Raw genomic sequence first — 13,190 nt, forward strand, 5'->3', positions numbered from 1 at the left:
CCCTTGAATTAATTGAACGTTCGTTTTATTATTGACGCAAAAAGGGAAGCGGAATGGCGCGCACGACGGGTTCCGATGGCGAAAAGACCGAGGCTGCCGTCCGCGAAGCGGCGGTCGGCCTGATCGCGCGCCTCGGCTACGAGGCGATGTCGATGCGACTGCTGGCTGCGGAAGTCGGCGTGCAGGCCGCCGCGCTCTATCGCTACTTCCCGACCAAGGAAGACCTGCTGTTCACGCTGATGCGCGAACACATGGAAGGGCTGCTACACGCCTGGGACGCGGCGCGCCCAGCCGGCGCCGACCCGGTCGCCCGGCTTGCCGCCTATGTCGAGAACCACATCGCCTTCCACATCGCGTGCCGCTCCGCCACGCATGTCTCCAACATGGAGCTGCGCAGCCTTTCGCATGACAGGCTGACGCTGATCCTCAAGCAGCGCACGGCCTATGAGAAGGAACTCCGCGCCATCCTGCGCGACGGCGCCGAGGACGGCGTCTTTGCGATCGACGACATCGGGCTCACCGCCATGGCGCTGATCCAGATGATGACCGGCGTCATCGTCTGGTTCCGGCCGGGCGAGCGGCTGTCGATCGCCGAAGTCACCACATCATATCTTTCGATGACAATGCGCCTGGTCGGCGCGACAATCAGCCAAGGCACCGCGCGTCCCTCCGGGCGCGCCAGGGACGTCGTGGCGCTCTGAGTTTCACGCATGATCCCCCGCGAGGATCGGGGCATGCGCAGGGAGGAACGGCATGTACACGAACACGCTGAGCTTCGGGCTCGATCAGGACATCGAGGCGCTGCGCGACCTTGTGCGGCGCTTCGCGCAGGAGAAGATCGCGCCGATCGCGGCCGAGATCGACCGCGCCAACGAATTCCCGGCGCATCTGTGGGCCGAGCTTGGCGCGCTCGGCCTCCTCGGCATCACCGCCGATCCGGATTTCGGCGGCACTGGCATGGGCTATCTCGCCCATGTCGTGGCGGTGGAGGAGATTTCGCGCGCCTCGGCCTCGGTCGGCTTGTCCTATGGGGCGCATTCCAATCTCTGCGTCAACCAGATCAATCGTTGGGCAACGCCGGCGCAGAAGGAGAAATACCTCCCTGCCCTCTGCTCGGGCGAGAAGGTCGGCGCGCTGGCGATGTCGGAATCGGGTGCCGGATCGGACGTGGTGTCGCTCCGGCTGCGCGCCGAAAAGCGCAACGATCGCTATGTGCTCAACGGCTCCAAGATGTGGATCACCAACGGGCCCGACGCAGAGACGCTGGTGGTATATGCCAAGACCGATCCGGATCGCCATTCGCGCGGCATCACCGCCTTCATCATCGAAAAGGATTTCGCCGGTTTCTCGGTTGCGCAGAAGCTCGACAAGCTCGGCATGCGCGGCTCCAACACCGGCGAACTGGTGTTCGAGAATGTCGAGGTGCCGTTCGAGAACGTGCTGCATGAGGAAGGACGCGGCGTCGAGGTTCTGATGTCGGGCCTCGACTACGAGCGCGCGGTGCTGGCCGGCGGGCCGATCGGGCTGATGGCGGCCTGCCTCGACGTGGCGGTGCCTTATGTGCACGAACGCAAGCAGTTCGGTCAGCCGATCGGCACCTTCCAGCTGGTGCAGGGCAAGCTCGCCGACATGTACGCGACGATGAACGCCGCGCGCGCCTATGTCTATGCGGTGGCCGCAGCCTGCGACCGCGGCGAGACCACGCGCAAGGACGCCGCCGGCTGCGTTTTGTTCGCCGCCGAGAAGGCAACGCAGATGGCCCTCGATGCGATCCAGCTGCTCGGCGGCAATGGCTACATCAACGATTATCCGACCGGCAGGCTCCTGCGCGACGCCAAGCTCTACGAGATCGGCGCCGGCACCAGCGAAATCCGCCGCTGGCTGATCGGGCGCGAGATCATGGCGGAGGGGGTGTGATGGTCCCCTTCGCCATCTCAGCCGAAGGCCTTGGGCAGGTCGTCGGTCGGCTTGGCGACGATCTGATGCGCATCGCGCCACAGAATCTCGCGCTGGCGCGCCGACGTTATCGACCGCACTGGCAAGCCGCCCTCCTCGATCAGCCAGGCGCAATAACGCGCGCGGCTGATCGCCTCCCTGGCGTCCGGATGGAACCAGCAGACGCCCCAGATCGAATTCCGGCGCTTGAAATGCCGGCCAACCCTGCCAGGAATGGGCAAATGCCGATTGAACCAGCCGAACTGATCCTCCAGTTCGTCATGGATCCAGTCCGGGCAGCCGTTCCGGTACAGATACCAGGACGCATGGAAAAAGCCGGTCTCCACCCGGCTCTTCGGATGGATCAGCGGCGTTACAAACCGCAAATACATTGTGACACCCACAGCGCTTGCGGGCGCCGTGTTCCTCTTGCTCAAATTCGGGACGTGGAAAGCCGCCCTTCGGCGGCGTCAGGCCATGGCCGAAGGGAGACATCTGGTGAAACGCATATCCATGCCTTTCATCGTCGCCTCCTGAGGGTGTCACTACAAAAAAGGATGCCATGCTTGGCGCGAGGCATCCGGGCGCGGGCTGTTACACTGGTTCCGTCGCGGCATCAAGAGGTGTGAGGAACAACGTGGCCACATTGCAATCCCAGATCTCCCCCGTCTCCGACACCTTCCGCGCCAATGCCGAGCGCATGCGGGCGCTGGTCGCCGACATTTCCGAGAAGGCTGCAAGCATCGAACGCGGCGGCTCGCACGAGGCGCGCGAGCGCCATCTCGGGCGCGGCAAGCTGTTGCCGCGCCAGCGCCTGGCGCAGTTGCTCGACATCGGCTCGCCCTTCCTCGAGATCGGCCAGTTCGCGGCATGGTCGATGTATGGCGAGGACATTCCGGCCGCCGGCCTCATCGCCGGCATCGGCCGCGTCGAGGGCACGGAGGTGATGGTCGTCGTCAACGACGCCACGGTGAAGGGTGGCACCTACTATCCGCTGACGGTGAAGAAGCACCTGCGCGCGCAGGAGATCGCGCTGCAGAACAACCTGCCTTGCGTTTATCTGGTCGATAGCGGCGGCGCCAATCTGCCCAACCAGGACGAGGTGTTTCCCGACCGCGAGCATTTCGGCCGCATCTTCTACAACCAGGCCAACATGTCGGCGGCGGGCATCCCGCAGATCGCCTGCGTCATGGGCTCCTGCACTGCGGGCGGCGCCTATGTGCCGGCAATGTCGGACGAGACGATCATGGTGCGCAACCAGGCGACCATCTTCCTCGGCGGCCCGCCGCTGGTGAAGGCGGCGACAGGCGAGGATGTCAGCGCCGAGGAGCTCGGCGGCGCCGATGTCCACACAAGGCTTTCCGGCGTCGCCGACCACTACGCAATGGACGACGAACACGCGCTGGCCATTTGCCGGCGCATTGTGAAGAACCTCAATCGGAACAAGGCGGTAAGCCTGAACTTACAGAAACCGATTCCGCCGCTTCACGATCCGCATGAGCTCTACGGCATCGTGCCGACGGACCTGCGCCAGCCCTATGACGTGCGCGAGGTGATCGCGCGCACCGTCGACGGCTCGGAGTTCGACGAGTTCAAGCAGAATTATGGCACCACCTTGGTTACCGGCTTTGCCCATCTGCACGGCATGCCGGTCGGTATCATCGCCAACAATGGCGTGTTGTTTTCGGAGAGCGCGCTGAAGGGCGCGCATTTCATCGAGCTCTGCTGCCAGCGCGGCATTCCGCTGGTCTTCCTGCAGAACATCACCGGCTTCATGGTCGGCAGGAAATACGAGGCCGGCGGCATCGCCAAGGACGGCGCCAAGCTGGTGATGGCGGTCGCCACCGCCAGGGTGCCGAAGGTGACGATGATCATCGGCGGTTCGTTCGGCGCCGGCAATTACGGCATGTGCGGGCGGGCCTACTCGCCGCGTTTCCTGTGGATGTGGCCGAATGCGCGCATCTCGGTGATGGGCGGCGAGCAGGCGGCGACGGTGCTTGCCATGGTCAAGCGCGAGGGTATCGAGCGCAAGGGCGGCGAGTGGAGCGCCGAAGAGGAAGCGAAATTCAGGAAGCCCATCCTGATGAAATACGAGCATGAGGGTCATCCGCTCTATTCCTCGGCGAGGCTGTGGGACGACGGCATCATCGACCCGGCGAGGACGCGCGAGGTCCTGGCGCTCAGCCTGTCGGCCGCGCTCAATGCCGACATCGAGGAGACGCGCTTCGGCGTGTTCAGGATGTGAGATGAGCGCTCCCGGCGACAGGCTCCGCATCCATACCGGCGACATCACCAGGCTCGCGGTCGACGCCATCGTCAACGCCGCCAATTCGTCGCTGCTCGGCGGCGGCGGGGTCGACGGCGCCATCCATCGCGCGGCGGGGCCTGAACTCCTGGCGGAGTGCCGCACGCTCAACGGCTGCAAGACCGGCGATGCAAAGCTGACCAAGGGCTACCGGCTGCCGGCGCGCTACGTCATTCACACCGTCGGGCCGGTCTGGCAGGGCGGTGGCAAGGGCGAGGCCGAACTGCTCGCCTCCTGCTACCGGCGCTCGCTGGAGATTGCCAGCGCCCATGATTGCGGCACGCTTGCCTTTCCGGCGATCTCAACCGGCATCTACGGCTATCCGAAGGACAAGGCGACGGGGATTGCTGTCGGCAGCGTGAGCGATTTCCTCAGCCGGAACGCGATACCGGAAGCCGTCATCTTCTGTTGCTTCGACGAGCAAACAGCGGAACTATACCGAGAGGCCGTTGCTGCGGTCGGTGGAGTCTGAACTTCATGGACCAATCATATAATTTTCGAACTCAAATAGGATTTTTCGATACCGGGCTGGTCGCCCCGGAGAATACACGCTACTGCTCACCGCGCAATTTGCAGTGGGCATGGGGTGAAAATGAAACTGAACTATTTTCGGCGTATAGCTTCTTCGATACTTGCGGGATTGCTTATATTCGCCTTGCCCGGCGCGGGCGCGGCGGAGTCGCTTGCCGGCAAGGTGGGCGACAAGCGGTTCTCTCCGTATTTACCTGGGAATCCGAAGGACGAGTGCACCAAAACCTACCACGACTATGTGGCGGCCGGCGGCCATTCGGCCTATGCAACGACCTTCTATTCGCGCGTCGTCGACCTCTACATCATCTGCGGCTCGGGGCTGAACGCGCCGTCGCAAAAGGCCGCGGAAGAGCGGGCGCTACGATCCTGCCAGGCGGGCCTGAAGAGGTGGAAAGTCAGGACCGCGAGCGGCGGCTGCGAAATCGCGGCGTCGAAATAGGCCGAAGCTCGCCCGACTGGCGCCGACCGAGGCAAAACCGGGAGGCTCCATGTTCGGCAAGATCCTGATCGCCAATCGCGGCGAGATCGCCTGCCGCGTCATCCGCACGGCACGAAGGTTGGGCGTGCGCACCGTCGCTGTCTATTCCGATGCGGATGCGAGGGCCTGGCATGTCGAGATGGCGGACGAGGCAGTCCACATCGGCCCCTCGCCTGTCGGAGAAAGCTATTTGCGCGGCGACAGAATAGTCGCGGCGGCGCTTGCCACCGGCGCGGAGGCGATCCATCCGGGCTACGGCTTCCTGTCGGAGAACCCGGATTTCGTCGACCAGGTGACGGCGGCAGGGCTGGTCTTCATCGGCCCGTCGGCGGCCTCGATCCGCGCCATGGGATTGAAGGACGCGGCCAAGCGCCTGATGGAGACGGCGGGCGTTCCTGTGGTGCCCGGCTATCACGGCGAGGCGCAGGAGATCGTGCTCCTCGCCTCCAAGGCGCGCGAGATCGGCTATCCGGTGCTGATCAAGGCGCGCGCCGGCGGCGGCGGCAAGGGCATGCGGCGCGTCGACCACCCGGACGATTTCTCCGAGGCGCTGTCCGGCGCCCGGCGCGAGGCCAAAGCGGCCTTCGGCGACGATCGCGTGCTGGTGGAAAAATATGTCGACAAGCCGCGCCATATCGAAGTGCAGGTGTTCGGCGACAATTTCGGCAATGCCGTGCATCTTTTCGAGCGCGACTGCTCGGCGCAGCGCCGCCACCAGAAGGTGATCGAGGAAGCGCCCGCTCCCGGCATGACGCCGGCGCTGCGCAAGGCGATGACCGAGGCCGCGGTGAAGGCTGCCAAGGCCATCAGCTATTCAGGCGCCGGCACGATCGAGTTCATCGTCGACGCCTCGCAGGGGCTGAAGGCCGACCGCTTCTGGTTCATGGAGATGAACACCCGCCTGCAGGTCGAGCACCCCGTCACCGAAATGGTCACCGGCATCGATCTGGTCGAATGGCAGCTACGGGTCGCGTCCGGCGAGAAGCTGCCGAGCGCGCAAGCCGAGATCCAGCTTGCCGGCCACGCCTTCGAGGCGCGTATCTATGCCGAGGACGCCACCAGGGGATTCCTGCCGGCGACGGGCACGCTGCATCATCTGAAATTCCCGGATGCGGCGCCGGCGCATGCCGCCATGCGCATCGAGACGGGCGTGCGCGCCGGCGATGCGATCTCGCCCTTCTACGATCCGATGATCGCCAAGCTGGTGGTGCACGGCAAGGACCGGGCCGCCGCGCTTGCGGCGCTGCGCAAGGCGCTGGCTGAGACGGAAGTGGCCGGCTCGACGGTCAACACCGCCTTTCTCGCCGCGCTCGCCGCCGATGCCGATTTCGCGGCCGGCGACGTCGACACCGGGCTGATCGGCCGGCATCAGGACGAACTGGTGGCGATCGCCCCGCCGAATGGCGAGATCATTGCCGCCGCGGCGCTCGCGGCATCGGGCGCCGGCGCGCAAGAGCCGACCAGCGACCCCTGGTCGGCGCTTGCCGGCTATGCGCATTTCCACACGGTGGAGCGACGCACCAGGCTGCGCTACGGCGAAGAAGCCATACTGGCGCGCATCTCGATGCGGCCGGACGGCCGCTTCCAGGTGGCGCTGGAAGCGCCGTACGAAGAGGTCAATTCCCACGACCTCAGGACCACGCCTCGCCTCGCCCGCTGGCCGGGCCACGTCACCGTGTTCGAAGGTGCGGCCGGCTACAATTTCGCGGTTCCCGACCCGCTGGCGAAGGCCGACGAAGCCGCCGCGGCATCCGGGAGCCTGCGCGCGCCGATGCCCGGCCTGGTCAAGCTGGTGCGCGCGGGGTCGGGCGATGCCGTCGTCAAGGGCCAGCCGCTGCTGATCCTCGAGGCGATGAAGATGGAGCATACGATCGCCGCCCCGCATGACGGGGTGGTCGCCGAAATCGTGGCAGAAGGCGCGCAGGTCAGCGACGGCACCGTGCTGGTGCGCTTCGAGGAACCGCAGACCTGACTGTCCAAAATGAAAATGGCCGGAGCAGATCCGGCCATTTCCGACTGTCAGGCAGCGACGATCAAGGCTGGATCGGCGCGTATTTGCCGTCGTGCCACTGGTTGATGTCGTAGCTGGCGTTCTTCAGGTCGCCCTTCTCGTCGAAGACGACGTCGCCGACCACGGTGCTGATCGGCTGGCCGTTCTTCAGCGCTTCGGCGACCTTGGCCGGATCGTCGCTGCCGGCGCGCTTGATGCCCTCGGCGAAGGCCTGGACCACGGCGTAGGAGAACAGCGTGAAGCCTTCCGGCACGAAGCCGCCGGCTTTGATCTTGGCGATGGCGTCCTTGGCTTCGGGCTTGGCCTGCGGATCCGAGGGGAAGACGAACATCGTGCCTTCGCCGGCCGGCCCGGCGACCTGCCAGAATTCCGGAGTGGCGATCGAGTCCGGCATGATCAGCTGGAACTTGACGTTCTGCTCGGCCGCCTGGCGCAGGATGAGACCGCCCTCGGGGTGATAGCCGCCGAAATAGACGACGTCGGCCTTGAGCTCCTTCAACTTGGTGACGAGGGCCGAATAGTCCTTCTCGCCGGCATTGATGCCTTCGTAATCCACTTCCTTGAGGCCGCCGGCATTCATCGTCGCCTTGACGGCATCGGCCACGCCCTGGCCGTAGGCGCTCTTGTCATGCAGGATGACGACATTCTTGCCGGCATATTTCTTGGCGATCCACGGACCGATGAAGGCGCCCTGCGCATCGTCGCGCGTATAGAGGCGCATGATCGTCGGCCAGCCGGCCTTGGCCGCGGCATCGGTCAGCTCCGGATTGGAGGAGGCCGGGCTCATCATCAGCGTGCCGGCCTCGGCATAGACGGCGGATGCCGGAATGCTGGAGCCCGAGCAGGCATGGCCATCGACGAATTTGGTGCCGTCGGCGACGATGCGGTTGGCGACGGAAACCGCCTGCTTCGGATCGCACTGGTCGTCCTGGACGTCGAGCTTGATCTGGTTGCCGTTGACACCGCCAGCGGCGTTGATGGCGTCGGCGGCGGCCTGCGCGCCCTGCTTGAACTGGTCGCCGATGGTGGCGAGCTGTCCGGTCATCGGACCGACCACCGAGATGGTGATGTCATCGGCAAATGCCAGCGGCGCGCTCATCATCAGGCCCAATGCGGCTGCGCTCAAAATACCTAATTTTTTCATGGTGATATAACTCCTCCACTCGCGCGCGGCCGCTCCGGCCGCGCTTCTTTTAGAGAGGCCGGACCATTTCATCCTTCGCCTGGCATGTCTTGGCGCATCGCCGGCACTCGATTGGGCCTGTATTGTATCGCGGACCGCGTGAAAGCCAAAAGCCGCGCCGGCCTTGTTCCGGCCGGTCGCGGCTTTTTGCCAAACGAGCTTTCCCGAACGCCCCCGCGCCCGAAACCCCACTCGCTTCCCTGTCTTTCTTTTCGTCCGGCCGTCTTGCGCGGCCTTGTCCCTGATGCCGGCCGTCTTGCGCGGCCTTGTCCCTGTGCCGGCCGTCTTGCGCGGCCTGAGCCCGAAGCGTTTCCGCCCTTGTTGTCTGTCAGTGCATCGTCATCCATTCGCGAGCTTCGCGCAGCGCCCTAGCGATCTCGGCCTTGGACATCGCCGCCGACAGTTCCGAGCGCAATTCGGCGGCGCGCACCGAACCCTTGATGGCGGCGATGTTGAACCATTTGTGGGCGGCGACGACGTCGGTCTCGCAATCGCGGCCGGTCGCATACATCATGCCCAATTCGAAAAGAATGTCGGCCTGGGCAGTTGCCCCCATGGCGCCGAAGCCGGCTTCAAGCATTTCAAAACGTGCCATTTCAATCCCCTGTCTGGCTCCCGAGAGCTGCCTCCTTCTGTCCCTTGGTATCCCTCGGGGGGCTGCTCTTTCGATGCTTTCGAGGATGAAGCCGAGCCTTGAATCCGTCGTTAAATGGCGTGCTTAATTTGAAGAAAACAAAGCTAAAACAAGAGGTAAACACTGAAATTCGTTAAGCATACAAAGCCCGCAAATCAGCCTGTTTGCGGCAAATTTGACGAAAACTTCAAACGGTCCGGTCAAGACTCCGCTAACCACGGGAACCAATGGCGATGAAGCTATCCGTGCATTTCGCGTTGAAAGGTGGCGGCAAAATCCTGCAACCTTCCCCGGCGGCACCGCTTTTGTTTTGCCGGAAGCTGAACTAGCTTACGTTTGCGTAAGGGTTAGGAAGGCGGGACGGCGCCCCACCGGAACCTATAGGGAGGACAGAGATGTTTCGAAAAGTAAGCCTGGCCGTGGCGGCCACCTTGATCATGGCCAGCGCGGCCTTTGCCGATCCGATCGAGGGCAATTGGAAAACGCAGTCCGGCGAGACGGCGGCGATCGGCGGCGGCGGCGCCTTTGCCATCACGCTGAAGACCGGCAAGTTTGCCGGCAAGACGATCGGCTCGCTCAAGGCGGCCGGCGACAACAAATATGCCGGCAGCATAACCGACCCGGAGACGGACAAGACCTATGCCGGCAAGGCGACGCTTTCGGGCACCTCGCTCAAGATGAGCGGCTGCGTGTTCGGCGGCCTGATCTGCAAGAGCCAGACCTGGCACAAGCTCTGATCTGCGCCTCGCCGCAATCACCTGACGACGGGGCCCTCGTGGCCCCGTTTTCATTTTCTACCCGGCCGATGCGCCGCCTCAAAACCCGTCAACGAACTTGAACCGCAGATGAATGCCGGCATCAGAGCCGGTTCAGCGGCGCTCGGGCATTCTCCTTGGCATTGAAGGAGAGGACCAACGCAATGCTCGCCCGCCGCTTCACCATCGTCTGCCTGCTGATGAGCCTGTTTGGCATGCTTTTCGCCGTCCTGGTGGCCGAGACAGGCCGCCCGGCCCGGGCCTGGGACGCTGCCAATTCCTGCCGGCCGAACTGCATGAACCATTTCAACCGCTGAACCGACAAACCCTCAAAAGAGAAGCTACGATCATGGACCGCATCATCACCACCAGCGCCCTGAAGGCCCTTCGGCTCCTGCCGCGGGCGGCGCTCATCCTGGTGCTGCTCGCCGCCCCGGTGCTGGCGGTGCCGATGATGCGCGCCGATACAAGCGCGACGATCGAAGCGCCGTCGCCGAAGAAGTCCGGTGTCGGCTTTGTCCTGCTGGTCGCCCTGCAGCGCGGGTGAGGTGCGTCGATATTCAGGGGATGCCGGCCTGCAACTCGGCGCGGCCTGACCTGAATCTCAACACACCTTGAACCTTGGACGAACAAAATCGGCGCTCACGCTGTGTTCCGGCTTGGCTCCCCCTCCCAACCGCTCTTCCAAGTCTCTATATTGAGCCATGGAAAAGCGAATCTACCCCCAAGCCATCGAATCTGTCGTCATGCCTGAGCCTTTCGGCAGGCAGAGTTTCAACGACGCCAGAAAAGCGGTCGCCGCGCTTCAGGTGCTCTACGACCGCAACACCAAGTTCCTGCGCGATTCCTTCGCGGCACTGGCCGCCGGCGGCGACAACAACAAGCGCTACCGGGCCTTCTATCCCGAGATCGGCGTCACCACGACGTCGTTCAGCCAGGTCGACTCGCGCCAGGCCTACGGCCACATGCCGACGCCCGGCCATTTCTCGACCACGGTCACCCAGCCGATGCTGTTCGAAAACTATCTCGTCGAGCAGCTTCGGCTGATCATGCGCAATCACGGCGTCCAGGTGACGGTGTCGGAATCGACCACGCCCATCCCGCTGCATTTCGCCTTCCTGGAGGGCACCTATGTCGACGGCACAGCCGCCGAGCGCATCAAGCGGCCGATCCGCGACCTGTTCGACGTGCCCGATCTCGACGGCACCGATGACCAGATCGCCAACGGCACGTTCGAAGTTGCCTTCGGCGAGCCGCGGCCGCTGGCGCCGTTCACGGCGCAGCGCATCGACTATTCGCTGCACCGCATGACGCACTACACGGCGACCAGCCCGCAGCATTTCCAGAATTTCGTGCTGTTCACCAACTACCAGTTCTACATCGACGAATTCGTCGCCCGCGCCCGCGAGCTGATGGAGAGCGGCGGCGGCGGATACGCCGAATTCATCGAGCCTGGCAATGTCATCACCCATGCCGGATCGAGCGTGCCCTCCGAAGGCGCGCCGCCGCAGCGCCTGCCGCAAATGCCGGCCTATCATTTGAAGAAGCCGAACCATGGCGGTATCACCATGGTCAATATCGGCGTCGGCCCGTCCAACGCCAAGACGATCACCGACCATATCGCGGTGCTGCGACCGCATGCCTGGGTGATGCTCGGCCATTGCGCGGGCCTGCGCAACACGCAGGCGCTGGGCGACTATGTGCTGGCGCATGCCTATGTGCGCGAGGACCATGTGCTGGACGACGATCTGCCAGTCTGGGTGCCGATCCCGCCGCTGGCCGAGATACAGGTGGCGCTGCAGGAAGCGGTCGCCGAGGTCACCGGGCTTTCGGGCTACGACCTCAAGCGCATCATGCGCACCGGCACCGTCGCCACCATCGACAACCGCAACTGGGAGCTGCGCGACCAGCGCGGGCCGGTGCAGCGGCTGTCGCAGTCGCGCGCGATCGCGCTCGACATGGAATCGGCGACCATTGCCGCCAACGGCTTCCGCTTCCGCGTGCCCTACGGGACGCTGCTTTGCGTTTCCGACAAGCCGCTGCATGGCGAATTGAAGCTGCCGGGCATGGCGACCGAGTTCTACAAGCGGCAAGTGGCGCAGCACCTGACCATCGGCATCAAGGCGATGGAGAAGCTGGCCGGGATGCCGATGGAGCGGCTGCATTCGCGCAAGCTCAGGAGCTTTTCGGAGACGGCCTTCCAATAGCCGGCCAGCCCTGAAACCCTCGGCGAGGCAATGCTTCGTCTTGATCGCGCCGCAATTTAGCGGATAAGCAGGCCGGACGGATCGCCGGCGGTATTCAGCAGACCACGACTTCGATGAGAACAAGCGGCGCGCGCCCGAACATGGTGGCTGGGGTGACATTCCTGGCAATGATGGCGTTCTCAGCCGCTCTGGTGGCCGGGTTTTTCGGCACGCTGCATCCGGCCTTCGATTCCTTCTCGCATTTCCGCGTCCATCTCGCCGTGCTGGTCGCGCTCCTGGCATTGCCGCTGCTTGCCTCGTCGTTTCGCCTGCAGGCGGCCGCGGCGTTATTGTTTGCCGTCGCCAGCTTCGCCACCACGCTCAGCACGCTGCCCAGGCTGTGGCCGGTGCAGGCGGTCGCCAAGCCCGCCGACCAGATCGTCTACAGCCTGCTGCAGATGAATCTGCGCTACGACAATCCGACGCCGAAGAAGGTGCTGTCGCTGATCGGCCGGACCAATCCCGACGTGATCACCCTCGACGAGGTGTCGGAGATGTGGACGACCGAGCTCGGCTACATCACCAGCGCCTATCCCTACCGGATCCTTTGCCCCTATCCCAACGGCGTGTTCGGCGTGGCGCTGCTCTCCAGGCGTCCATTCGCCGCCGGCACCGAGCCGCGCTGCGAGCGGCGCGGGGCGATGGCGATCGCGAGCGTCGACTTCGGCGGTGTCAGCGCCGATGTCGCCGCGATCCATCTCAGCTGGCCATGGCCGCGCGAGCAGTCCTGGCAGATCGGTGAACTCTCGGAGCAGCTCGTCTCGCTTGGCGAGACGGCGATCATGGCCGGTGACTGCAACGCCGTGCCGTGGAGCGCGGCGGTGCGGCGTGTCGCGGCGCTCGGCAAGCTCACCGTCATGCCGTCGGCCGGACCGACCTGGATGTACATCAAGCTGCCCGACGTCCTGCGGCGCTTCGCCGGCCTGCCGATCGATCAGGTGTTCAGCAAGGGCGGGGTGACGATCCACTCGGCGACGCGGCTCGAGGAAACTGGCTCCGATCACCTTCCGGTGCTGGTGGAGTTTTCGCTGCGGGCGGAAGAGAAAAAGCCCGACGACGAGCATGAGACCGCACTTGCAGCCATGGCTCGGTTCGGCAAGACGCGTGGTTAG

At 64.3% G+C, this 13,190-nt stretch carries 14 protein-coding genes; 11 read left to right on the forward strand and 3 right to left on the reverse strand.

Annotation, left to right across the window (positions count from 1 at the left end):
- Positions 1 to 53: 53 nt before the first annotated feature.
- Positions 54 to 701 (forward strand): TetR/AcrR family transcriptional regulator, encoded by a 648-nt coding sequence (locus EN846_RS11930; RefSeq protein ID WP_135858073.1) that lies wholly within the window; start codon positions 54 to 56, stop codon positions 699 to 701.
- Between the two features lie 52 nt (positions 702 to 753).
- Entirely contained in the window at positions 754 to 1,917 is a 1,164-nt protein-coding gene (locus tag EN846_RS11935; protein WP_127394009.1) for an isovaleryl-CoA dehydrogenase, read from the forward strand.
- Positions 1,918 to 1,934: 17 nt separating this feature from the next.
- Here EN846_RS11935 and EN846_RS11940 read toward each other — a convergent pair whose 3' ends face one another.
- Positions 1,935 to 2,327, reverse strand: coding sequence for a hypothetical protein (locus tag EN846_RS11940; RefSeq protein WP_127394008.1), 393 nt, complete (start codon positions 2,325 to 2,327; stop codon positions 1,935 to 1,937).
- A gap of 245 nt (positions 2,328 to 2,572) precedes the next feature.
- Here EN846_RS11940 and EN846_RS11945 point away from each other — a divergent pair, with 245 nt between their 5' ends.
- The 4 genes from EN846_RS11945 to EN846_RS11960 all read left to right on the forward strand — a co-directional run bounded on the left by EN846_RS11945 (position 2,573) and on the right by EN846_RS11960 (position 7,221).
- Entirely contained in the window at positions 2,573 to 4,180 is a 1,608-nt protein-coding gene (locus EN846_RS11945; RefSeq protein WP_127394007.1) for a carboxyl transferase domain-containing protein, read from the forward strand.
- 1 nt (position 4,181) lies between these two features.
- A complete protein-coding gene (locus EN846_RS11950) occupies positions 4,182 to 4,712 on the forward strand; it encodes an O-acetyl-ADP-ribose deacetylase (protein ID WP_135858075.1) in 531 nt (176 codons plus the stop codon).
- A 120-nt stretch (positions 4,713 to 4,832) separates the two neighbouring features.
- Positions 4,833 to 5,210, forward strand: coding sequence for a hypothetical protein (locus EN846_RS11955; RefSeq protein WP_127394394.1), 378 nt, complete (start codon positions 4,833 to 4,835; stop codon positions 5,208 to 5,210).
- Positions 5,211 to 5,259: 49 nt separating this feature from the next.
- Positions 5,260 to 7,221 (forward strand): acetyl/propionyl/methylcrotonyl-CoA carboxylase subunit alpha, encoded by a 1,962-nt coding sequence (locus EN846_RS11960; protein ID WP_128274579.1) that lies wholly within the window; start codon positions 5,260 to 5,262, stop codon positions 7,219 to 7,221.
- A 61-nt stretch (positions 7,222 to 7,282) separates the two neighbouring features.
- Here the strand turns inward: EN846_RS11960 and EN846_RS11965 are convergent, their stop codons facing one another.
- Together EN846_RS11965 and EN846_RS11970 are read right to left on the reverse strand one after the other, a co-directional pair.
- Positions 7,283 to 8,404 carry an ABC transporter substrate-binding protein gene (locus EN846_RS11965; protein ID WP_127309863.1) on the reverse strand — a complete coding sequence of 374 codons (1,122 nt, stop codon included), beginning with the start codon at positions 8,402 to 8,404 and terminating at the stop codon, positions 7,283 to 7,285.
- A gap of 367 nt (positions 8,405 to 8,771) precedes the next feature.
- Positions 8,772 to 9,038: a sel1 repeat family protein gene (locus EN846_RS11970; protein WP_127393724.1), complete on the reverse strand. Its 267-nt coding sequence runs from the start codon at positions 9,036 to 9,038 to the stop codon at positions 8,772 to 8,774.
- A gap of 434 nt (positions 9,039 to 9,472) precedes the next feature.
- Here EN846_RS11970 and EN846_RS11975 point away from each other — a divergent pair, with 434 nt between their 5' ends.
- The 5 genes from EN846_RS11975 to EN846_RS11990 all read left to right on the forward strand — a co-directional run bounded on the left by EN846_RS11975 (position 9,473) and on the right by EN846_RS11990 (position 13,190).
- Positions 9,473 to 9,814, forward strand: coding sequence for a DUF2147 domain-containing protein (locus EN846_RS11975; RefSeq protein ID WP_127393723.1), 342 nt, complete (start codon positions 9,473 to 9,475; stop codon positions 9,812 to 9,814).
- Positions 9,815 to 9,996: 182 nt separating this feature from the next.
- A complete protein-coding gene (locus EN846_RS35085) occupies positions 9,997 to 10,149 on the forward strand; it encodes a hypothetical protein (protein WP_187331195.1) in 153 nt (50 codons plus the stop codon).
- A gap of 32 nt (positions 10,150 to 10,181) precedes the next feature.
- Positions 10,182 to 10,379, forward strand: coding sequence for a hypothetical protein (locus EN846_RS11980; protein ID WP_127283014.1), 198 nt, complete (start codon positions 10,182 to 10,184; stop codon positions 10,377 to 10,379).
- A gap of 199 nt (positions 10,380 to 10,578) precedes the next feature.
- A complete protein-coding gene (locus EN846_RS11985; protein ID WP_245493415.1) occupies positions 10,579 to 12,039 on the forward strand; it encodes an AMP nucleosidase in 1,461 nt (486 codons plus the stop codon).
- Positions 12,040 to 12,179: 140 nt separating this feature from the next.
- Positions 12,180 to 13,190: an endonuclease/exonuclease/phosphatase family protein gene (locus EN846_RS11990; protein ID WP_127393908.1), complete on the forward strand. Its 1,011-nt coding sequence runs from the start codon at positions 12,180 to 12,182 to the stop codon at positions 13,188 to 13,190.

Origin of the sequence: Mesorhizobium sp. M4B.F.Ca.ET.203.01.1.1 (assembly GCF_004791025.1) — a bacterium.
GTDB classification, from domain to species: Bacteria; Pseudomonadota; Alphaproteobacteria; order Rhizobiales; family Rhizobiaceae; genus Mesorhizobium; species Mesorhizobium abyssinicae.

What these genes read in the sequence shown, in the direction of transcription:
- EN846_RS11930 (WP_135858073.1), top strand. Translation starts at nt 54, where the DNA reads ATGGCGCGCACGACGGGTTCCGATGGCGAAAAGACCGAGGCTGCCGTC.
- EN846_RS11935 (WP_127394009.1), top strand. Translation starts at nt 754, where the DNA reads ATGTACACGAACACGCTGAGCTTCGGGCTCGATCAGGACATCGAGGCG.
- EN846_RS11940 (WP_127394008.1), bottom strand. Translation starts at nt 2,327, where the DNA reads ATGTATTTGCGGTTTGTAACGCCGCTGATCCATCCGAAGAGCCGGGTG.
- EN846_RS11950 (WP_135858075.1), top strand. Translation starts at nt 4,182, where the DNA reads ATGAGCGCTCCCGGCGACAGGCTCCGCATCCATACCGGCGACATCACC.
- EN846_RS11955 (WP_127394394.1), top strand. Translation starts at nt 4,833, where the DNA reads ATGAAACTGAACTATTTTCGGCGTATAGCTTCTTCGATACTTGCGGGA.
- EN846_RS11960 (WP_128274579.1), top strand. Translation starts at nt 5,260, where the DNA reads ATGTTCGGCAAGATCCTGATCGCCAATCGCGGCGAGATCGCCTGCCGC.
- EN846_RS11965 (WP_127309863.1), bottom strand. Translation starts at nt 8,404, where the DNA reads ATGAAAAAATTAGGTATTTTGAGCGCAGCCGCATTGGGCCTGATGATG.
- EN846_RS11970 (WP_127393724.1), bottom strand. Translation starts at nt 9,038, where the DNA reads ATGGCACGTTTTGAAATGCTTGAAGCCGGCTTCGGCGCCATGGGGGCA.
- EN846_RS11975 (WP_127393723.1), top strand. Translation starts at nt 9,473, where the DNA reads ATGTTTCGAAAAGTAAGCCTGGCCGTGGCGGCCACCTTGATCATGGCC.
- EN846_RS35085 (WP_187331195.1), top strand. Translation starts at nt 9,997, where the DNA reads ATGCTCGCCCGCCGCTTCACCATCGTCTGCCTGCTGATGAGCCTGTTT.
- EN846_RS11980 (WP_127283014.1), top strand. Translation starts at nt 10,182, where the DNA reads ATGGACCGCATCATCACCACCAGCGCCCTGAAGGCCCTTCGGCTCCTG.
- EN846_RS11985 (WP_245493415.1), top strand. Translation starts at nt 10,579, where the DNA reads ATGCCTGAGCCTTTCGGCAGGCAGAGTTTCAACGACGCCAGAAAAGCG.
- EN846_RS11990 (WP_127393908.1), top strand. Translation starts at nt 12,180, where the DNA reads ATGGTGGCTGGGGTGACATTCCTGGCAATGATGGCGTTCTCAGCCGCT.